Below are 20,829 nucleotides of genomic sequence, written 5' to 3'. Positions count from 1 at the left end.
GCAAACAATAATAGAAGCAACACTAAAATGAACAACCCGTAGGATGAAAAGCTTCCTACGGGTCATAGCAATTTTAATTTCAAACAGTATTTTTATTTGATTGTTTACAAAATAATAGCAGCTACCCAACCAAAAATAAATAGGGGAATGTTATAGTGTATAAAAGTTGGTACCACCGTGTCCCAAATATGGTGATGTCTGCCGTCAGCATTTAATCCTGAAGTTGGACCTAATGTACTATCTGAAGCTGGCGACCCTGCATCACCTAGTGCACCTGCCGTTCCAATTAATGCAGCTGTAGCTAATGGAGAAAAGCCTGCAGCTAAGCAAATGGGAACATACAATGCGGCTAAGATAGGAATGGTTCCAAAAGAAGAGCCGATCCCAATCGTAACGATAAGTCCTACTAGCAACAAAATGAAAGCAATAAGGGCCTTATTTTGATCTAAAAACCCCGAAGATACTTCTACAAGCGCTTCTACGGAACCTGTTTCTGTCAATACATTTCCAAAACCTGAGGCCACAAGCATGACAAAAGCAATTGTTCCCATCATGCCGATACCTTCACTGACAACTTGATCTGCTTTATGAAAAGGAATAACAAAAAATATAAACATGAGCACAAGCCCCGTAAGAGCTCCTATAATGAGGTTGCCTGTTATAATTTGCGCCGTTAAAGCACCAGCAACTGCTATAAGTGTAAATACATGTTGTTTGTTGAATGGTACCGCCTTTGTTTCTTCCTTTGATGTCTCTTCTTTCATTCCATCATTGACTACACGATCTTTACGGTACGTAATAAAAATAGCGATCAGCAAACCTACAATCATCCCTGAACCTGGAATGAGCATAGCTAACACCGTTTCGTTCACTGTGATACTCGCCCCATTTTGCTTCATACTCTCCACAATCGTTTCATGGAAAATGAGGCCAAATCCTGCCGGAATTAGAATATAGGGAGCTTTTAACCCAAACGTTAATGCCGTCGCCACTGCACGCCGATCTAATCGCATTTTATCAAATAGTGGCAATAAAGGTGGGATAAGTATTGGAATAAATGCAATGTGAACAGGAATGACGTTTTGTGATAGTGATGCTACAGCTGCTATTACGAGTAAAAGCATCGTCTTTTTACCTGATAATATTCGAATAAGGTAAGTTACTAATAATGATGTAATACCTGTATAGCTAATTGTTACAGCAAAAGCACCCAATAATATATAACTTAATGCAGTATTGGCACCACCACCCATTCCACTAACTAACAGTTCAACAGCTTCTTTTATATTTAGCCCAGACATCAAACCAGCACTAATCGCAGCTGCAATAATAGCGATAATGACATTTACACGTAACAAACTTAATATGGTTAATATGAGAACAGATATAAGGACGACCCATTCCATTTTATTTCTTCCCCACTTTCGCATCTCTTTAGTACTTCATTATGATAAAGTATTAAAGAGAAAAAATCAACCCTTTCTTACATTTTCAGTATTTTTCAAATTTATTATACGCTTATGGTAAAGGAAATATGATTTTCAAACGTTTACTTCCTTAGAGAAAAACTATCACACAATACTTGCTTACAAGCCAAGATATTCTAATTAGAAAATGGAAAGCGAATCCTTCCATTCGTTATAGAGCAAATGTAAAAAAAGCCATCGCTAGGGCGATAGCTTTTTTTGTTTTAAACATTATTTTAATTTATAAGAGAAGGAGACATGATCTTGAATGGGAATCCAAGCTCCAATTCCTTGTTTCGTCACGTTTTTGACAGCAATGGATTTATCGGATCCCTTTAACTTCACATATACTTCCCCAAATGTAACTTGTCCTTTTTCATTTACTGCTGGCGCATACGATTGGAGAACGGCAAGTTTATCACTGGGCACTTTATACGTATTATCTTTTTTTGTGTTTTTTCCAATAACTGTCTGATACGAAAGAGGCAGTTTCGTTTTTTCTTTTGCTGTGAGCAACATCATTTTTTTCACATCAGATGGTTTGCTGATTTTATTCGTCAATGCTCCTTTGATTTCTTTTTGTTCTTGTTGTATATAGTTTATTTCTTGAGGCTCTGACCCACTTGTATTATTCAACTCATTTTTATTTACTTGCTGGTATTCCCAATTAATCGTTGTTTCCAGCGATTCATAATTTAATGGCCAACGTCCTAAATAAACCATTCCTCGATAACCAAAAGCAATTGGAGATGGGTTTAAAGTTGTTTCATTTAACATTTTAATTAACACTGGATTTTCAATTTTAATATCTAAACTATCTGTTAATTCTTTCGTTAATTCACTTGGCTCAATTACTTCTTCATCCTCTGTAGAATTAGGAAAAGTATTATCTTTTGAAATATTTAGTACATGGCTAGGGATATTAAAAGAAGTCTCTTTCTTTTCTTCAGCTAGTAATTGATTTGGTCCAAGCACCATAACTATGAAAGAAACAAAAAGAATCAGGAAAATAGAATGCTTCAGTCTGTTCATATGTCAAACCCTTTCTTTTTTTCTTAGCTTTTTCTGACATATGAATTTTATACCTACGTGAACAAATCATCTGCTAAGTTCAATAATTTCTATTCTCTCTACAATTTCAATACTGTCCTCCACAGAACGCACCATAGAGCAGTTATTACGGGCTACATGTAAGCTTTTGTACAATTTTTCTGCATCTAAATGACTACCTTTAATAATAAAAGTAAGCGCTATTTTCTCGATGCGGTTTGCTTCATCTTTATTTCTTTCAACAGTAGCATTAATTTGCATGTCATGAACGTCTGTGCGCTGCTTTTGAAGGATTTGACGAAAGACTGAACCACTGCAACTAGCGATCGAAGCAACCATTAGTTGATACGGGCGAAAGCCAAATTCCTCATCTCCAGAAATATCTAACTGACCAAAGTCTAATTCAGTTCTAAAACCATGTTCTTTTAAATGTAATTTCATCAGAACTTCCCTCCTATTTTTTAATATACTTCTCCTTTTTATCATAAACGATATGGCCAATTTATTCACAATAATTGACCTTTTCCTCTATTCCTAGTAAATTATTGCTAGGTTTATCCAATTACAGGATCGAATTAACGGTTTGTATGGGCAAGTAATTGTTTACCACCTTGTCGTTTTAGAAGCTACGATCCTTATAAAAACAACAATACGAACTGCCACATTGATACAATAGTAATGTTGCCACACCAATTTACTTAATTTATTAGAACCAAAAGACAGATACACATAATAATATTTCACCCCAAAAAACGTCATCCAGTGAAGATTGTTGTTTCACAGCTCAAGCATCCTAAAGAGTTGCCAAGTCAACAAACAACAGAGAACCACTCAGAAGGGAAGAGTCCATCATGCAACTGACCAAATATCGTTTGTGGATACTAATTGCGCTTGTATTTATATCTGGTTTCTCACAAGGAATGTTATTACCATTAATTTCTATTATTCTTGAACAAAATGGCGTAGCCTCTTCTATTAACGGCTTGCATGCAACAGGATTATATATTGGAGTTTTAATCGCTTCTCCATTTATGGAAAAGCCAATGCGAAAATTTGGTTTTAAACCAATGATTTTTGTCGGCGGTTTGCTCGTCATCCTTTCTTTGGCTATATTTCCAGTATGGGAGTCTTTATGGTTTTGGTTTATATTGCGACTTATTATAGGAATTGGTGACCAAATGTTGCATTTTGGCACACAAACATGGATAACGGCAACAGCTACAGCGGAAACAAGAGGAAGAAGTATTGCTCTTTATGGTTTATCGTTTGGAGCAGGCTTTGCTATAGGTCCATTAATGACAAGACTTTTATCCATTCACCAATCGGTGCCTTTTCTAGCTTCTGCAGCTTTGAGCTTCACCGTCTGGCTATTATTGTTTTTCCTTCGTAATCAATGGCCTGAACAATCTGTAGACCCAGTTTATCCGACAAGTTCAATGCAACGCTTTAAACAAACCTTTAAAATAGCCTGGATTGCGATGTTACCTGGTTTTGGATATGGTTTCTTAGAGGCCTCTTTACATAGCATTTTCCCTATCTATGGCCTGCGTATTGGGCATGATGTTCATACACTTTCACTCATTATTCCTTGCTTTGCAGCAGGTAGCTTAATTACCCAATTCCCGTTAGGTGCATTAAGCGATAAATTCGGTAGAAGATCGGTACTAATAACTGTATTATCGCTCGGTTCGCTATGTTTTCTGTTTACTGCCATTTTAGAGTCTTCTGCCCTTGCTTTATTTATCCTGTTCACTTTAGCAGGAATGTGTGTAGGTTCTTTGTTTTCCTTAGGTATCTCTTATATGACAGATTTACTCGCCGGAAACTTACTTCCAGCTGGAAATTTAATGGTTGGCATCATGTTTAGTGTTGGTAGCATTAGCGGACCTTTTATTGGCGGTTATTTTATTGACGTTTTTGAACGCGTTTCATTCTTTTATTTTATAAGCTTTATCTTAATGTTGATTACAGTAGCTATGTTAGTAAAGAAGAACACCCAACACGAAACAAATCGAGTGGGGACGTAAAAAGGAAATTATTAGAACTTAATGAGCGAGTTTTACGCGAGGATGAGCGAATTTTCGACGAGCAGAAGCGGCTTTCGTCGTTTTGCTTATATTATAATCCATAAAAGATTATACGTTCCTATAGCGCAAAAAGTCAGTCCAGATGTTACATTTGGACTGACTTTTTTAGGGACGAGAGAACCATCCCCGCGTAACGCTGTTATTGCTGAAAAAACTTCTCAGCATCAACTGAAAAATCAGGAAGCACTGATGATGTGACGATACCCTTTTCACGGACAATGTCTTTCTGTTCGTATTTCGCTTTTTCATTCAAGGCATATACCATGATTGTGTTGAGCAGGGGGTTCACAATCCAATATTCTTTGACCCCATACTGCATATATAAATTCAATTTTGTAATAAGGTCATGTGCCTGATTGGATGGGCTAATTATTTCAATAATCATTGTAGGAGCACCTGTATATTGTTGATCATCCAAGCCACTTTTGTCACAGATGACAGACAAATCAGGGATAACCACTTTATCTCCAGGAATATTTTCATTACTTAGTTTCACATCAAACGGCGCCGAGAAAACCTCACAATCACCGCTTTCTAATAGGTTATATAATTGCGCGGCTAATCGCATAGATAGCCGTTGATGAACGGTGGAGGGTGAGGGCGACATGTAAACGACGCCATCAATATATTCAAGGAGCTGATCGGTCTGCTCCCGCATTTGGTAAAATTTTTTTAAGGAGACAAGTTCTTCGTTTGGTAAACTCATTTTACTCACACCCTTTTTTTAATTGTATAGTATTATCTGTCATTTGAAAAGTTACACCAACCTTGGGGAAGGGTCCGTATCACCTTGTAATGTTCATACACATGTTAAGCAAAAATGTACACTTTGAAATAGATATTTAAAAGGTTTAATGTTGCCGTATATAAGAGAAAGTTTTTAAAGTATGGCAACTCTGAATCAATGGAAGTATAAGTGGATTTTATTGCGATTTCAGTTTCAGTGTTGGCACGATAAATGATAACTTTAAAATGTAATAATTGACTTATGAATAATTGTGAACTTCAGCTATTTGACAAATTTATACATTTACTCCCAATAAACTCATTGTAAGGAGATATAGGGAAAGGATTAAAAAATTATTACAAGCTAAGCTGAGTAAATTAAAATCAGACTATGTATGATTTCAAAGGAATTTTAATAAATCGAACTATATACGTGGCAAAGTATCCTTTGCAGTGGAACAGTTCATTCGTTTAGAGATGGAGATTTTCCCAAAGTACATCGGCAGTTGGACACATTAAATAAAACGACTACCTTTCCATACGGTTAATGCAATGAGCAAAATACTAAATATACCATAGTTACAATTACTGTGATAGACTAAACTTTTTACTTCCTAGATTAGAAAAACTACAGCTTTCCCCATAATACTTGGCAAAAGCTGTAGTTTTTATTTTCTTATACGATAAACCTTTAAATATTATAGTAAAAAAACTTAAACTGCTTCATGCACGACATATTTACTGAAGCGTGCTTCTAAACGTTCTTGGATAAAAGCAATAACGATACATAGCGGCCAATAAATGAGCGCTACGAGAATATACATCGTCATGGCATCAAATTCTCTACCTGCAACAATTTGTGTTTTTTGGAACAGCTCTGGGACCGTAATCACAGCTGCTAACGAAGTAGCTTTGACTAAATCCATAAATACATTTGTTAATGGTGGAATAGCAATTCTAGTCGCTTGTGGCAAGATAACTTTTCGCAACGTCTGCCAATAAGTTAAATTTAATGCTTTTGCTGATTCCCATTGTCCTTTATCTACACTATTCAACGAGGCACGATCAATTTCAGCAATATACGCAGCACTATTTAAACCAAACCCTAAGCAAGCTGCCATGAATGCTGTCAATTTAATCCCAATAACCGGAAGTCCAAAATACAGAATGAACAAAAAAACAAGGATTGGCGTCCCCCGCATAAACGATATGTATAATCTAGCAGGTAAGCGCAAGAAAAAATAAGAAGCATTTCGCGCTAAAGCAAGCAATAGCCCTAAAACAAGCCCCAATAGCATACCAATAACCGAGACAAGTAAAGTCATTGGCAGTCCGCTCAATACAAACGGAAGATTATCTATCGCTAACTGAACATCAAATATGTCACTAAATTGGAATGTTTGCACCATTCATCTCCCTTTCTGTCACACGTATAGGAAAAGCTATCGCTTATATACAAGAGTTTGTTTGTAAAAGCTCTCCTATTTTGTAACAAAGCCATCCAGATACTGTGGATGGCCTTAAAAATGGCTTCTAAACCGGTTATTCCGGGTGTAAAGCGCTATAAGACTCCCACTAGTATGGGAAAATTCTAAGTGGGAGGTAACAGCACCTAAATGCCTTTTTTCATAAAAGGCTGAAGTCATATCCCTGGTCGATTAATAATTAGTGCGGATGAAAGAAAACCCCAACTAATTAAAAATTCGTTTATATGAATTATAAATCTAATCCTTCAATTTCTTGTATATCACCCTCAGGTTTTTGAGAAGCATCTTCTTGATAGAATTTCTTAGCTAACTCTGATAGCGTCCCATCTTTTCTCATTGCAGCTAAAGCATCATTTATTTTTTCAGTAAGCATGTCTGCATCTTTTGGAATTACTACAGCTTGTTCTGTTGGGTGAAACTTTAAATCTGGATGAAGATGAATATCAAACTCTGGAAATCCTGCGACACCAAATTTAGATAAATAATAATCGTTTACGATAACATCTGACCTACCGTTGTGAACATCACGTAAATAAGCCTCATTCGGAGCATTTCCGTACGTTTTTACTTCTGCGCCAAAATGTTCGGCAATTTGACTATATATAGTAGTGGCTCCACCACCAGCTATTTTCCCCTTTAAATCTTCTAGCGATTCAATTCCAGAATTATCTTCTTTTCGCACTACCATGGTAGAATAAGAATATTTGTAAGGCTCACTAAAGTTAAAGGACTCTTTTCGCTTGTCTGTTGCTTCAATATCATTTGCTGCAACATCAATTCTGCCACTTTTAATGGCGGGTAACATGCTGTCGATTCCCATAATTTCAAACGAAATATCTACATCTAAACGCTTAGCAACTTCACGCATTACTTCTACATCATATCCCGTCAATTGCTCCTCACTTTCTTCTTCCCCATCATAATAGGAGGCTGCTATTAGTGTACCGGACGTCCCAACAACTAACTCTCCTTTTTCTTTTACCTCTTGCCATCTCTTATCTGTTTCACCATTTTCACCCTCACTGTTTGAATCACCTGAACTGTTAGAGCAAGCAGTAATAAACACTATTGAAGCAATTAAAATCAAGGATATCTTTATATATTTCATCATGACTCCTCCATCTGTTGTATTTATAAGTACATATCGGATTGTAACAGAATATACATATAAATTAAAGGGGAATAGAAACAACTTGTTATCCTTTCACTCTAATTGTTAGGGAAGCATAAGTACAAACAACAACTTACTTATGTACACACATTTTCAATTGTTATATATATTTAAATGAAAATATTTTTTCAAAACAAATGGCTTACACACATACTTTTTATAAAATTATTAATTGATAATTTCTATCAATTAATAAAATAAGCGACATTTACTTTATTAATTTTTCTAAAAAAGTGCTATTATTGTTGTATTAGGCTAATTTTTAATGCAAAAAAGCAAATTCAAGCACAGTTTCATGGTAAAATAAGCATATGCGGTCTTGACAATCTCACCCATTATGATAATATAACAATAAATATTATATAATAATAATTATAGAAAAAAGGCGTATTGTTTTTTAGGTTGGGGAATTTAATTTTAGCCATGCATTCTGTGTGTCTTCTCACCCCTCCGTTAAAAAACCGTAAACTTTTTAACAATAAGTAACGATAGGAGAGGCCGATCATGTTAACCGAAACAAAGATAACGAAAAAAATATCTGAACATAAAGAGCTAATTGCAGCTCTATTTAGTGGGTTACTTATTGCAATTGCTTGGACATTCGAAAATCATCTGTCTGACGCTTTATGGGTTACCCTTCATCTCGTCGCATTTGTAATCGGAGGGTATGCCAAAGCAAAAGAAGGAATTACAGAAACCATACGTAATAAAGACTTAAATGTAGAAATGTTAATGATATTCGCCGCGATTGGTGCTGCTGCAATTGGTTATTGGACAGAAGGTGCCATTCTAATCTTTATTTTTGCTTTATCAGGTGCGCTTGAAACGTATACGATGAATAAAAGTAACAAAGAAATATCCTCACTTATGAAATTACAACCTGAAGAAGCATTACGAATGAATGGCGATCAAAAAGAAATGGTTACTGTTTCGTCTTTACAAATAGGTGACATGATCTATGTACGTGCCGGAGAGCGAATCCCTGCAGATGGGATCATTTCCCGTGGAGCAACATCCATAGATGAAAGTGCCATTACCGGAGAATCTATTCCGGTTCGAAAAACAGAAAATGAAGAAGTTTTTGCAGGAACAGTTGCTTTGGATGGTTCGATATATATCGAAATTACGAAAGCAGCAAATCAAACGCTATTCCAAAAAATCATCCAAATGATTCAATCCGCACAAGATGAAAAATCTCCTTCCCAGTTATTTATTGAAAAGTTTGAAGGAGCTTACGTGAAAATCGTATTAATTGTTGTCGTCTTGATGATGTTCATTCCCCATCTTTTGTTTGACTGGACACTTCAGGAAAGTATTTATCGAGCTATGATCTTACTCGTTGTTGCTTCTCCATGTGCCCTTGTAGCCTCCATTATGCCAGCTACTTTATCCGCCATATCTAAAAGCGCAAGAGCAGGGGTTCTATTTAAGGGGGGTGTCCACATTGAAAACATGGGACATATTCATGCCATTGCATTTGATAAGACAGGTACATTAACGAAAGGGAAACCGGAAGTGACTGATTTTCATGTACATCCAGATCATAAGCAAGAGGATGTATTACCTATTGCAATGGCTATGGAGCAAGATTCAACACACCCTCTTGCCTACGCTATAGTTACATTTGGCAAGCAACAACAAATAGGTACTTCGTTACAAGATATTCAAGTTTCTACGCTTACTGGAAACGGTATTTCAGCCGTAATTGAGGATGAAACTTGGGAGATTGGTAAGCCTGATTATATTGGTTATGAAGCGGATTTTGAGGATATAACGAAGCAACTTGCTTCTGAGGGGAAAACAATCGTTTATGTAAAAAAAGGACAGCAGATTGTAGCTTTATTTGCACTGAAAGATACGGTAAGAAAAGACAGCATACAAGCTATTAAATTATTAAAACAACATGGAATTCACACCGTTATGCTTACGGGAGATCATGATCTTACTGCGAAAGCCATTGCAGAAGAAGCTGGTATTGATGAATATGTAGCAAATTGTTTACCACATGAGAAAGTGGAAGAAATAAAAAAACTGAAAGGAAAATATCAACATGTTTGCATGGTTGGTGACGGAATTAACGATGGCCCAGCATTAGCTACAGCAAATATTGGCATTGCAATGGGAGAAGGAACAGATGTAGCGTTAGAAACTGCAGATGTCGTGCTTATGAAAAACAACCTTAGCAAAATAACCAACGCCATTCACACGTCTCAAAAAATGAATCGCGTCGTAAAACAAAATATATTTTTCTCCCTTGCAGTTATCGCTATACTCATTGCGTCTAATTTCTTACAAATCCTTGATATGCCATTAGGAGTAATAGGACATGAGGGTAGCACCATTTTAGTTATTTTAAATGGATTACGGTTATTAAAATAACTTATCAAGTTAAGACCGATAAGGCCTTAGGGGTTACCAATTTCCCTAAGGCCTATTAAAATATAATTGCTTGCTTTCTATATGCAAAGATCATTGACAAAGTTTATGAAAATGCCTTGTCTAATCCTATATTATTTTACATGTTTGTTTTTTCGAATGACAGCATTTATTAGACCGCCAGTTAGGATAATGATCCCTGATAAATAAAACCAAATCATGAGTGCAATGACAGTTCCGAGACTGCCATATGTTGCTGAATAATTACCAATATTACTCACATAGTAAGAAAAACCTAATGAAACTAGTTGCCATGCTACTGTAGCAAACAAAGCTCCTGGCACTGCATCCTTTAAATAGATTCGTTTGTTCGGTGCAAGCTTATATAATGCAAGAAAGACAATAAAGAAAACAACTGACGAAACAACCCAACGCAAGGCTTCCCATACATGAATAAAACCTTCTGATAAACCGACAAATGAAAATAAATAAGAACCAACTAATTTACCAAATATAGGTAATAATAATGCGATAATTATAATTCCTATCATTGCTATTGTCATTATAATAGCAATAAGTCTTGAAACAATAAACGAACGGTTTTCATCTACTTCATACGCATAGTTAAAACCCCGCATTAAGGCGTTTACACCATTAGAAGATGCCCATAGTGTGGCAATTATACCAAAAGAAAGCAATCCACCGTTCTGTTGTCTAATTAAATTCGTAACATTTGTTGAAATCAGCTCTACAATCTGAGGTGGAGCATACGAAGAAATAATATCTAATACAGCTAACTCATCCATCGGTAAATAACCAACAAGCGTCACTAAAAATAATAGAAATGGAAACAGTGACAACAAAAAGAAATAAGCTAACTGTGCAGCCAATCCAAACAGGTCTATCTTTATCATTCGTTGATATAGCTGCTTTCCAAAAGAAAGTACTGTATTTACCATTACTCGACTCCTAAACTTGTTCCCTCATGCTTAGATATGTGTTTTAAGCATAGGTTATTATACAAGGTCAGATCATTGGTTCATCATTATGAAGTATGACTTGTCCATCGTACTTTATTCTATTCGGTCCGTTTTCCTTTTATTCGTTACTTTTTCAAGTGTTGTTTCCGCTTCGTTCAAAGCATTAATTGTATTCTCAGCACCTTTTGTAAATGCTTGATTTAATTTATCAAAATTAGTCCGCACTGTGTGGATCGTCTCAGACGGATTTTTTAACATGTAGCTTGCACCAGATTTTGCGGATGCAAGTTTTTCTTTTGCATAAACTCTTGTTTCTTTATCTAAAAGACTAATTAATCCACCTGCTGTTGCCCCTAGTACGACTCCTGTAACTAATTTTCTTTTTCCCATCATGTACACTCCTTATTGTATCGCATGTTTTTGTTTTAAATATTGTAAGAGTTGATAACACCCTTCAGCTACCAATTCATATGTATATGAAAAATTACCTGTAAAATAAGGGTCAGGCACATTTTCTTCTTTGGTATGCTCCACAAAATCCATTAATTTTGCTATTCGTACTTTACCGTTTTCTCCAAACATCCGCAATAAATCTTGTTTGTTTTCCTCGTCCATAGCAATGAAATAATCCGCTTTACCTTTATCTTTTGATGTTATTTGTTGAGCAACTAATCCATTCGTTGGAATCTCATACTTTTTTAAAATCGCTATCGTTTCTTTATGGGGTGGTTTGCCAATATGCCATGCACCAGTTCCGGCAGATTCCACCTCAATTTGGTCTGTTAATCCTTCTTTTTGTATTAAATTAACAAAAATAGCTTCAGCCATTGGCGAGCGGCAAATATTACCAAGACAAACAAACATGACCCGTATCATTAAATCCCCCACTTTCCGCTAATTGTTCCCTTCTATTATAAGCAACTTCCCCCCTAACAGCAAAAGTTTCCATTTCTATAATAGGTGTAAGTTTCAGCATGCTTTTTATCACAGTCTCATCCAATATTACAAAATGAAGCAAACAAAATTTCTGCGGTGCCTATTTTAAGTTTTTCACACGTGTCCAATCTATTCATGATGCTATCTCGTAACCACTGTGAAAAAGCAATCGTTAGATAGTATCGCCACCATATTTATCTAGATGTTGACGTGCTATTGATTGTGTCAACGCTTACTCGAACAATTCTACTATTTCTAAAAAACACTTAAATCCCATTTGGTTGCAATATGCTTTAATAATTTTATGCCTGCAATACTATTGCCCTTGTCATCCAACGCAGGACCATATACACCAATGCCACACCCTTCAATAAAAGGCAATGTTTCTTTTCTAACTCTTGGAGGAGCTGTAGCAATAATCCCTCCTGAAACCCCACTTTTTGCTGGGATACCAACATAGGCAGCAAATTTCCCTGAAGCGTCGTACATTCCACAAGTTAACATGAGCGCTTTTGCTAGACGAACCACATTTCTAGGAATGATTTCTTCGGCTGTCTGAGGATCTATCCCATCATTAGCTAAAACTAAACCAAGTTTGGCCAAATCTTCTGTTGTTACTTCTATAGAACATTGCTTAAAATACGTATCAAGCGTCAAATCTAATGCAGACTCCAAATAACCTAACTCGATGAGATAATAACCAATAGCACGATTTCTTACAGATGTTTCTCGTTCGGATACATAGACGTCTTCATTTATGCGCGGTCTGTAACCGAGAATTTTGGTAAACAACTGAAATATAGGTTCTAATTTTTCTTCTGAACTTTTTCCATTCAATAATGACGTTACTGTAATTGCTCCCGCATTAATAAATGGATTAAATGGTTTCTTTAATTTACGCATCTCTAGGTGCATGATAGAATTAAATGCCTCTCCTGTCGGTTCCACATCCACTCGATCGAGCACATAAGATACTCCTCTTTCCATACAAGCTACTATAAAACTAAATATTTTGGAAATGCTTTGAATGGTAAATGGGGTGCCAACATCTCCAGATTGAATCATCATCCCGTCTTTGCCAATGATAGTAATTCCTAAAAGATTTGGATCAGCTTTTTTTAACACTGGAATATAAGAAGCAACTTTCCCTTCTTTTGTCTCTTTCTTGTAAAATTGCACCCAGTCATCTACATAGGATTGTAACCATTCTTTCGTAATTTCTGTATTCCAATTTGCCGTACCTTGCACCATGTTATCACCTCTAATATAGTATGTTTCGAATTATAAATTTGAAACGTGAAACCGTGAGCGTTATGTAACATAACTCCCACGGTTAGACTACAAGCACTACTTCTAACTTTATTCCGCTGATAACAGTTGATTTTCTTCTTTTTCTTTATCTTGTCCTAACGCATTTATTTCTAGTTGCTTTTTAATTATTTCTTCTATATGTGTCGCTAACTCGTTACTCTTCATCTCCATATATTTATCAGGAGTAATAGCATCTTTAATCATAAGACGTACAGATGACGAGGAAACTTTTCCACCCTGTTCCTCTAACATATGATATGTTCCGTCTATCACAACAGGTACAATCGGTACGTTCGCTTTTATTGCTAAACGAAAGCTGCCAGGTTTAAAGGAATGAAGTTGTCTCCCCCTGCTTCTGGTCCCCTCAGGAAAAATAACGATAGAGTGCCCTTCTTTCAAATACTCAATCCCTTGACCGATAGCACGAACCGATTGTCGACGATCTTTACGATCCATAAACACACAATGAACTAGCTCCATCCAAGAGGAAATAATGGGTAGTTTTTTAATCTCTTTTTTTGCTATAAATCCAACTGGCTTCCCTAAATAACCGAGTAACACTAATATATCAAACAACCCTTGATGATTAGAAACAAATAGTGCTGGGCCTTCCGGAAGTTTTTCTTGCCCTTCTACTTTAATAGTGCTCCCTGTTCGTTGAAACACCTTCTTCGAGACAAGACTTGGTTGAATGAAAATTTCTTCTTTAGTTAGTTCATGTTGTAATTTTTTCGCTCTCTGCAATTTAAAAAATGTTCCGAGTACTAAAATGCTAGCATAGAGGTATATTCCTATCGTACGAATCATTTAAAGTAGCTCCTTTCACCACAAGCTATTATACCGCTGGATTTCTATAACAGCAAGATAAAGTCGACTTCAATCAGAAAGGATTTACCTTATATCTCGCTTCATATCGATCACCATAGAATGATGCTTGGAAAACTTAACGTATGCGGCAAATCCTAAAATTTTATCTTTCCAATACAAGCATGAAAAAGCTGTGAGGGACGAACAGAAGATGACATAGCTTAGGGCGATTTCGAGAAGTCGCCTCATCACTGGGCGGTGGATCTGGGCGTGGATATTCGTTTTTCGTTATCCTAAGCACCTCAATTTATACTCCTTATCTTTTTAGAAAGACTTTGTTTTTTTCTTATACTATAAACCAAAAAATCTTATACTTTTTCTGTAGTGAATAAAAACCTGCGTATACCAATCTATACTCGCCTATAGTACAAAAAAGCTTGTAGAAAACGAGTGGTTTCTCTACAAGCTAAATATATAAATAATGGTATATTATTTACCAATAAACTGTTGTGTCCAATGGTTGCCTTGCTCTACATAACCAACACCGATATGCGTAAACTTAGCATTCATAATATTTTCACGGTGCCCTTGACTATTCATCCAAGCATTGACTACTTCTTGCGGGCTACGCTGCCCTTTTGCAATGTTTTCTCCTGCTGTTGAGTAGCTAATGCCAAATTGTTTCATCATATCAAATGGAGAACCGTATGTTGGGCTATTATGAGCAAAATATCCATTTGCTGCCATATCTTTAGATTTTGCACGTGCCACTTTGCTAAGCTCTGTATCTACTTTTAGTGCAGGCAAACCTTGTTTTGCTCTTTCTTGATTCGTTAAATCAACAACTTCCTGCTCAAATTGACTTAACTCGCTTTTATCTGTTTGAGAAGGCTCTTGCTTCTCTTTCTCTTGCACTTGTTGATTACTTGGTTTTTCTTGTTGTACAGGTTTTTGTTGTTCAGGCTTCTCTGTAGGTTGTTCTGCAGGTGTTTGTTCTTTTGGTTTCTGTTCTACTTGCTTTGGTTGTTCTGGCGCTGATTGATTCGCTTCTTTTTTATCTTGCTTATCTGCTGCTTGATCAGCATTTTCCTTGTTAGCTTCTTGTTTTTCTATATGAACATTATTCCAATCTATCTTTTTTCCATAACGTTGCATATTACTCATATACTTCTGAAGCAATTGATTTATATTATTTTCAGAAAAGCTTTGCCAATTACCATTTATAGAATAATAGACTTTGTATATCTGATATGGTGAAGTTTCTTTAGAGACGGTATCTGCTGAGGCTGAAAAAGTTCCCCCAAATAATAAGGCTGATGATAAAGCTACGGTTGCAGCTACTTTCTTAAACATATTTGCATACGCTCCCTTTGGTTTTGTTTTGTGCAAAATCATCATAGCATGGATTTTTTGTAATAATTATGCCATCGATTTCCAAAAGCTATTATTCATATTTGTCTATACAATCAAGTCTTGAAACATAAGGAACTACTATATGCTTCTAGGCAACAAAAATGGTAATTTTTCAACCTCTAGGAAAACATTTCATTAAATTTAGTGTTGACATACTTAAAATGTTCGAGCTTATATTACAAAATCTGACTATCTGTAATGAAATTGTTACGCTCCTATTCCCCCCGATAGATAAAAAATATAGTATAATAGATTTTTAACATAAGTGGCTGACTTGCATGTTGGTTCATGTTATCATGTCATGTTAGATAGAAGCACCACCTTTTTACCAAGTATTTTCGGGAGATATTCGTTTTTCTTATACTATAAACCAAAAAGATTTTATGCTTTCCTATAGTGTAAACTAACACTTGTCCAGCTACCCCCTAAAATGGTAAAAATTAAGAGAATGCTATAAAGTGCACCTTTAAACAAGTGGGGTTAGGTGCTATTATCTAACCTAGTTCAGTATTTCCAATACTTGAAGCAAAAGTCATACAGCACCTACTATCCATGATTCCCCAAATCTTTATAGCGGAAATGGTAGTTTTGCTTATACTATAAACCTTTAAACTTTTATGCTTTCTTAATTAGTATAAAAAGAAAAATGTATTTATTGGAGGATTCAATTATGTTTTCTACTGCAGAAGTTGGAATTGATTTAGGAACCGCAAACATATTAATATACACGAAATCAAAAGGAATTGTATTAAATGAACCATCTGTTGTTGCTATTGATGTAAATACAAAACAAGTAGTGGCAGTAGGTACTGAGGCAAAAGAAATGGTCGGAAAAACACCACAGAATATCATTCCTATCCGCCCATTAAAAGACGGTGTGATTGCGGATTATGATGTTACCTCCCAAATGTTAAAAGCGTTTTTAAAAAAAGTAAGCAAGCAAATTGGTATGTCCATGCGTAAACCTGTTGTTGTCGTATGTACACCATCAGGAAGCACGACTGTAGAACGAAGAGCTATCCATAATGCAGTATCAAGCTACGGCGCAAAACAAGTTCACTTAATTGAAGAGCCAATCGCCGCTGCTATTGGAGCGGATTTACCTGTTGATGAGCCGGTCGCTAATGTGGTTGTTGACATTGGTGGAGGTACTTCGGAAGTCGGTATTATATCTTTTGGCGGCGTCGTGTCCTGCAATTCCGTTCGGGTTGGCGGAGATAAAATGGATGAAGAAATTATTCATCATATTCGCAAAAACTATAACATTCTTATTGGTGAGCGAACAGCAGAAAATATAAAAATGGAGATAGGTTATGCACATCAAAATCATAAAGAAGAAACGATGGAAATTCGCGGTCGTGATATGGTTACTGGCTTACCAAAGACGATTACCATTACTTCCAAGGAAGTTTATCTTGCTTTAAAAGAATCATTGGAACAAGTATTAGGAGCTATTCGTACAACATTAGAGAACTGCCCTCCTGAGTTAAGTGGTGATATTGTAGATCACGGCATTGTACTTACAGGAGGTGGAGCTTTGCTACAAGGTATGCAGGAGTGGTTATCTCATGAGTTGATTGTTCCTGTTCACCTAGCACCTAATCCTTTGGAGTCTGTTGCAATAGGAACAGGACGCTCTTTAAAAATGATTCATAAATTACAAAAAGCTACTAAATAATGGGGATGAATCATTCGACACTGGTACACTACTCTGTTTCAATTTCTAGGAAATGTTGTTACTATAACCGCTTCTAAATGAAGCTACTATATTGGTGCCGTCTCCTCCTTTTCTTATTTTGAATAGGGAGATTACGGCACCTTATAAAACCACTTACAAGCAATCGTTTACATTTCATTCTGTTTGTAGTATACTGAAAAATAAGAAATTATTTACTCCTACTAAATAATTCCTATCAACTTACTGCCTAGCCTGACTACAACTCCATTCCAGAGTTGTCTAAGCAGGCGAAAGCCAGTTCATATTTAAATTACAGTCGTTTGTAATTTAAATTGAACTGGCTTTTTTTATAAGATAAGAAAGTATAAAATTAGTGGCTTGAGTATAACAACATAGCCGAATAAACCATGTCCGGCTCCAGTTCCCAGCAACTAGGCGACTTCACTTCACCATTGCCCTAAGCTAAATCATCATCGGTTCGTCGCTAAGAGGAAGGCCGACTAAAAACGGGCTTGTCTTAGTGCGTCGACATCCCCTGTTTTAGTGGCATGATTCCATTATCTCCGTTGGTTCGTTCCAGTCGCTACGTTGCTAACCGTGCGGGGCGCCCTGCACCTTTGTTCTGTAGGAAGGATTTTGCGTTTTGTAGTTCGCTTATTCATACGACTGCTTCTACAACAGCTACATAACAAGTCTATGTAGAAGTTTTTAGCGGTTACGAATATTCCATGCATGCAAGCGTTTCAGACAAAATATGTATTAGAAGGAGGGAAAGCATGGCAGGAGCTTTAGAACATATTCGTGTTCTAGATTTATCTAGAGTATTGGCAGGGCCATATTGCACCATGATTATGGGCGATTTAGGTGCAGAAATTATTAAAGTGGAAGCGCCTGGTGGAAGTGATGAAACACGCAAATGGGGGCCTCCTTTTCAAGAAGAAGTGAGTGCATATTATTTATGTGCAAATCGTAATAAGAAAAGTATTACTCTCGACCTAAAATCGGCATCGGGTGCGGAAAAAATTAAACAACTGATTAAAGAGAGCGACGTTATCATTCATAATTTTAAAACAGGTACAATGGAGCGTTTTGGACTAAGTTATCACACATTATCCTCCATTAACCCTAAATTAATTTATTGTTCGATTACTGGTTTTGGGGAAACAGGACCCTTTAAAGATTTGCCTGGTTACGATTTTATTATTCAAGCTATGAGTGGACTGATGAGCATTACTGGCGATGAACAAACAGGACCACAAAAAATGGGAGTTGCGATCACAGATGTTTTAACGGGTATGTATGCAACGATAGGCATACAAGCTGCTTTACTAGAAAGATCTAAATCCAAGCAAGGTCAAAAATTAGATATTGCCTTATATGATGCAGCTGTTAGTGCACTCGTCAATATTGGAAGCAACTATTTCATGTCTGGAGAAATACCCTCACAGCTCGGTAATCAGCATGCGAACATCGTTCCTTATCAGACGTTTCATACAAAAGATGGAGAAATGGTCATAGCCGCTGGAAATGACCGACAGTTTCAGATGTTATGCGATATTCTTGGTGCTGCTTCTTTAAAAACAGATCCTAAATTTAAAACCAACCCTGATCGTGTAGCGAACAGAAACGAATTAGTACCACTACTACAGCAGTTGTTTTTACAACAACCAACGGCTTATTGGCTAAAAGAATGCAGACAGCAATCTATTCCATGTGGCCCTATTCAAAATATGGCTGAGGTAGCAAGAGATTCACAGTTATTAGCTAGAGACATGTTTGTTCAAATGAAGCATCCAACCGCTGGAGAAATTCATTTAATTGGAAGCCCGTTAAAGCTATCGCGTACACCTGTATCGTATCGATATCACCCACCAAATGCGGGGGAACATAATCAAATGATTTTAAATGATTAACTAACTTTTGAATCCTATGCAGATTTTTTAAAAAAACATCGTTATAAAAATACATTCACTATTTAAAAGGAGTTGTAATGAAAATGGATTTTCAATTTACGGAAGAACAAAATATGTTACGTAATACGGTACGTCAATTTACAGATAAAGAGATTATGCCTTATATCGCCGATTGGGATCGAAAGGGGAAATTTGACCCAGCTATTTTAGAAAAGCTAGCTGATTTAGGATTAATGGGTGTATGCATACCAGAGAAATATGGTGGTAGTGGAATGGATTATAATGCACTTGCCATTGTTTGTGAAGAATTGGAACGCGGAGATACGGCATTTCGTACAGCTGTTTCTGTCCACACCGGTTTAAATAGCATGACGTTATTACAATGGGCAAATGAAGAGCAAAAACTGAAATACTTAGTCCCTCAAGCAAAAGGAGTAAAAATTGGCGCATTTGGACTAACAGAGCCTGGCGCGGGGTCAGATGTTGCTGCAATGGATTCAACCGCTTATCGCCAAGGCGACTACTATATTTTAAACGGGCAAAAAACGTGGATTTCCTTATGCGATAAAGCAGACAACTTTATTGTTTTCGCCTACACAAAAAATCGCTCAAAAAAACATAAAGGGATTTCAGCATTTATTGTAGAAAGAGAATGGGAAGGGTTTTCTTCACAAGCTATTAAAGGCAAACTGGGCATTCGTTCAGGGAATACAGGTGAGATCTTTTTTGACCACGTGAAAGTTCCAAAAGAAAATCTCCTTGGAGAAGAAGGAGAAGGGTTTAAAATTGCAATGTCAGCTTTAGATAACGGTAGATTTACAGTAGCAGCAGGCGCAGTAGGGCAAATTATGGCTTGTTTAGAAGCAAGTGTAGCTTATTGCCATGAACGATCCACCTTTGGTAAAGAAATAGGGAAACACCAGCTCGTACAACAAATGCTCTCCAACATGGAAGCTGGGCTACAAATGAGCCGCCTTCTCGTTTATCGTGCCGGAGAATTAAAAAATGCCGGGAAACGCAATACTCGTGAAACTTCTCTAGCTAAATGGCAAGCTTGTGATTTTGCAAATAAAGCTGCTGATGATGCTGTACAAATTCATGGTGCTTACGGGTTCTCTGATGAATACCCTGTTGAGCGTTATTTACGTAATTCAAAAGCACCAGTCATTTATGAAGGAACGAGAGAAATTCATACAATCATGCAAGCTGAATACGTACTTGGCTACCGTAATGATAAGCCACTTCATAAAATGCTGCCGGCTTGGGAAGAAAATGAAAGTATTTCCATTAAAAAGTGATGAACATAGGCTCAGGGCGCCCGTGTAGCAACGCAACGACTGGAACGCATTAACGAAAGATTTAGGAATTATGCCATAAAACAGGGGGATCCCGATGTCAGGCGGCAAGTCCGTTCTTAGTCGGCCTTCC

Annotated in this window: 17 protein-coding genes; 5 read left to right on the top strand and 12 right to left on the bottom strand. The window is 36.6% G+C overall.

All coding sequences use genetic code 11. The features are described 5' to 3' along the window. Positions 1 to 104: 104 nt before the first annotated feature. From B2C77_RS05525 to B2C77_RS05515, 3 genes are all read right to left on the bottom strand, one after another. A complete protein-coding gene (locus B2C77_RS05525) occupies positions 105 to 1,406 on the bottom strand; it encodes a Na+/H+ antiporter family protein (protein ID WP_077702743.1) in 1,302 nt (433 codons plus the stop codon). 291 nt (positions 1,407 to 1,697) lie between these two features. Then, entirely contained in the window at positions 1,698 to 2,444 is a 747-nt protein-coding gene (locus B2C77_RS05520) for a YfkD family protein (RefSeq protein WP_414930284.1), read from the bottom strand. A gap of 120 nt (positions 2,445 to 2,564) precedes the next feature. Next, the gene (locus tag B2C77_RS05515; RefSeq protein WP_073011308.1) at positions 2,565 to 2,957 is read right to left on the bottom strand and encodes an OsmC family protein; all 393 of its coding nucleotides are present in this window, start codon (positions 2,955 to 2,957) and stop codon (positions 2,565 to 2,567) included. Between the two features lie 410 nt (positions 2,958 to 3,367). Here B2C77_RS05515 and B2C77_RS05510 point away from each other — a divergent pair, with 410 nt between their 5' ends. Beyond that, positions 3,368 to 4,543, top strand: a complete 1,176-nt coding sequence (locus B2C77_RS05510; RefSeq protein ID WP_077702741.1) for an MFS transporter — start codon at positions 3,368 to 3,370, stop codon at positions 4,541 to 4,543. A gap of 199 nt (positions 4,544 to 4,742) precedes the next feature. Here the strand turns inward: B2C77_RS05510 and B2C77_RS05505 are convergent, their stop codons facing one another. The 3 genes from B2C77_RS05505 to B2C77_RS05495 all read right to left on the bottom strand — a co-directional run bounded on the left by B2C77_RS05505 (position 4,743) and on the right by B2C77_RS05495 (position 7,924). Next, positions 4,743 to 5,309 (bottom strand): Uma2 family endonuclease, encoded by a 567-nt coding sequence (locus tag B2C77_RS05505; protein WP_077702740.1) that lies wholly within the window; start codon positions 5,307 to 5,309, stop codon positions 4,743 to 4,745. A 733-nt stretch (positions 5,310 to 6,042) separates the two neighbouring features. Then, positions 6,043 to 6,738, bottom strand: a complete 696-nt coding sequence (locus B2C77_RS05500; RefSeq protein ID WP_077702739.1) for an amino acid ABC transporter permease — start codon at positions 6,736 to 6,738, stop codon at positions 6,043 to 6,045. 307 nt (positions 6,739 to 7,045) lie between these two features. Further along, the gene (locus B2C77_RS05495) at positions 7,046 to 7,924 is read right to left on the bottom strand and encodes a transporter substrate-binding domain-containing protein (protein ID WP_077702738.1); all 879 of its coding nucleotides are present in this window, start codon (positions 7,922 to 7,924) and stop codon (positions 7,046 to 7,048) included. A 567-nt stretch (positions 7,925 to 8,491) separates the two neighbouring features. Here B2C77_RS05495 and B2C77_RS05490 point away from each other — a divergent pair. Next, the gene (locus B2C77_RS05490; protein WP_077702737.1) at positions 8,492 to 10,366 is read left to right on the top strand and encodes a heavy metal translocating P-type ATPase; all 1,875 of its coding nucleotides are present in this window, start codon (positions 8,492 to 8,494) and stop codon (positions 10,364 to 10,366) included. A gap of 131 nt (positions 10,367 to 10,497) precedes the next feature. Here the strand turns inward: B2C77_RS05490 and B2C77_RS05485 are convergent, their stop codons facing one another. The 6 genes from B2C77_RS05485 to B2C77_RS05460 all read right to left on the bottom strand — a co-directional run bounded on the left by B2C77_RS05485 (position 10,498) and on the right by B2C77_RS05460 (position 15,750). After that, the gene (locus B2C77_RS05485; protein WP_077702736.1) at positions 10,498 to 11,322 is read right to left on the bottom strand and encodes a YihY/virulence factor BrkB family protein; all 825 of its coding nucleotides are present in this window, start codon (positions 11,320 to 11,322) and stop codon (positions 10,498 to 10,500) included. A 114-nt stretch (positions 11,323 to 11,436) separates the two neighbouring features. Beyond that, a complete protein-coding gene (locus B2C77_RS05480; protein WP_254843938.1) occupies positions 11,437 to 11,736 on the bottom strand; it encodes a YtxH domain-containing protein in 300 nt (99 codons plus the stop codon). A 9-nt stretch (positions 11,737 to 11,745) separates the two neighbouring features. Then, positions 11,746 to 12,219: a low molecular weight protein-tyrosine-phosphatase gene (locus B2C77_RS05475; RefSeq protein ID WP_077702734.1), complete on the bottom strand. Its 474-nt coding sequence runs from the start codon at positions 12,217 to 12,219 to the stop codon at positions 11,746 to 11,748. Positions 12,220 to 12,534: 315 nt separating this feature from the next. Continuing rightward, complete coding sequence (locus B2C77_RS05470) at positions 12,535 to 13,530, bottom strand: glutaminase (protein WP_077702733.1); 996 nt, start codon at positions 13,528 to 13,530, stop codon at positions 12,535 to 12,537. Between the two features lie 108 nt (positions 13,531 to 13,638). Next, positions 13,639 to 14,397 carry a lysophospholipid acyltransferase family protein gene (locus tag B2C77_RS05465; protein WP_077702732.1) on the bottom strand — a complete coding sequence of 253 codons (759 nt, stop codon included), beginning with the start codon at positions 14,395 to 14,397 and terminating at the stop codon, positions 13,639 to 13,641. A gap of 489 nt (positions 14,398 to 14,886) precedes the next feature. Continuing rightward, the gene (locus tag B2C77_RS05460) at positions 14,887 to 15,750 is read right to left on the bottom strand and encodes a CAP domain-containing protein (protein ID WP_077702731.1); all 864 of its coding nucleotides are present in this window, start codon (positions 15,748 to 15,750) and stop codon (positions 14,887 to 14,889) included. Between the two features lie 730 nt (positions 15,751 to 16,480). On the opposite strand from B2C77_RS05460, the gene mreBH reads away from it, so the two are divergent. From mreBH to B2C77_RS05445, 3 genes are all read left to right on the top strand, one after another. Then, positions 16,481 to 17,488 (top strand): rod-share determining protein MreBH, encoded by a 1,008-nt coding sequence (gene mreBH / locus B2C77_RS05455; RefSeq protein WP_077702730.1) that lies wholly within the window; start codon positions 16,481 to 16,483, stop codon positions 17,486 to 17,488. A gap of 776 nt (positions 17,489 to 18,264) precedes the next feature. After that, positions 18,265 to 19,401 (top strand): CaiB/BaiF CoA transferase family protein, encoded by a 1,137-nt coding sequence (locus B2C77_RS05450; protein ID WP_077702729.1) that lies wholly within the window; start codon positions 18,265 to 18,267, stop codon positions 19,399 to 19,401. An 83-nt stretch (positions 19,402 to 19,484) separates the two neighbouring features. After that, positions 19,485 to 20,699 (top strand): acyl-CoA dehydrogenase family protein, encoded by a 1,215-nt coding sequence (locus B2C77_RS05445; RefSeq protein WP_077702727.1) that lies wholly within the window; start codon positions 19,485 to 19,487, stop codon positions 20,697 to 20,699. Positions 20,700 to 20,829 lie beyond the last annotated feature (130 nt).

Source organism: Virgibacillus dokdonensis, from assembly GCF_900166595.1.
Classification (GTDB): domain Bacteria; phylum Bacillota; class Bacilli; order Bacillales; family Amphibacillaceae; genus Virgibacillus; species Virgibacillus dokdonensis.
The sequence above is the reverse complement of the archived record's forward strand: the minus strand, read 5'-3'. Positions and strand labels throughout refer to the sequence as shown.

What these genes read in the sequence shown, in the direction of transcription:
- B2C77_RS05525 (WP_077702743.1), bottom strand. Translation starts at nt 1,406, where the DNA reads ATGGAATGGGTCGTCCTTATATCTGTTCTCATATTAACCATATTAAGT.
- B2C77_RS05520 (WP_414930284.1), bottom strand. Translation starts at nt 2,444, where the DNA reads ATGGTGCTTGGACCAAATCAATTACTAGCTGAAGAAAAGAAAGAGACT.
- B2C77_RS05515 (WP_073011308.1), bottom strand. Translation starts at nt 2,957, where the DNA reads ATGAAATTACATTTAAAAGAACATGGTTTTAGAACTGAATTAGACTTT.
- B2C77_RS05510 (WP_077702741.1), top strand. Translation starts at nt 3,368, where the DNA reads ATGCAACTGACCAAATATCGTTTGTGGATACTAATTGCGCTTGTATTT.
- B2C77_RS05505 (WP_077702740.1), bottom strand. Translation starts at nt 5,309, where the DNA reads ATGAGTTTACCAAACGAAGAACTTGTCTCCTTAAAAAAATTTTACCAA.
- B2C77_RS05500 (WP_077702739.1), bottom strand. Translation starts at nt 6,738, where the DNA reads ATGGTGCAAACATTCCAATTTAGTGACATATTTGATGTTCAGTTAGCG.
- B2C77_RS05495 (WP_077702738.1), bottom strand. Translation starts at nt 7,924, where the DNA reads ATGAAATATATAAAGATATCCTTGATTTTAATTGCTTCAATAGTGTTT.
- B2C77_RS05490 (WP_077702737.1), top strand. Translation starts at nt 8,492, where the DNA reads ATGTTAACCGAAACAAAGATAACGAAAAAAATATCTGAACATAAAGAG.
- B2C77_RS05485 (WP_077702736.1), bottom strand. Translation starts at nt 11,322, where the DNA reads ATGGTAAATACAGTACTTTCTTTTGGAAAGCAGCTATATCAACGAATG.
- B2C77_RS05480 (WP_254843938.1), bottom strand. Translation starts at nt 11,736, where the DNA reads ATGATGGGAAAAAGAAAATTAGTTACAGGAGTCGTACTAGGGGCAACA.
- B2C77_RS05475 (WP_077702734.1), bottom strand. Translation starts at nt 12,219, where the DNA reads ATGATACGGGTCATGTTTGTTTGTCTTGGTAATATTTGCCGCTCGCCA.
- B2C77_RS05470 (WP_077702733.1), bottom strand. Translation starts at nt 13,530, where the DNA reads ATGGTGCAAGGTACGGCAAATTGGAATACAGAAATTACGAAAGAATGG.
- B2C77_RS05465 (WP_077702732.1), bottom strand. Translation starts at nt 14,397, where the DNA reads ATGATTCGTACGATAGGAATATACCTCTATGCTAGCATTTTAGTACTC.
- B2C77_RS05460 (WP_077702731.1), bottom strand. Translation starts at nt 15,750, where the DNA reads ATGTTTAAGAAAGTAGCTGCAACCGTAGCTTTATCATCAGCCTTATTA.
- mreBH (WP_077702730.1), top strand. Translation starts at nt 16,481, where the DNA reads ATGTTTTCTACTGCAGAAGTTGGAATTGATTTAGGAACCGCAAACATA.
- B2C77_RS05450 (WP_077702729.1), top strand. Translation starts at nt 18,265, where the DNA reads ATGGCAGGAGCTTTAGAACATATTCGTGTTCTAGATTTATCTAGAGTA.
- B2C77_RS05445 (WP_077702727.1), top strand. Translation starts at nt 19,485, where the DNA reads ATGGATTTTCAATTTACGGAAGAACAAAATATGTTACGTAATACGGTA.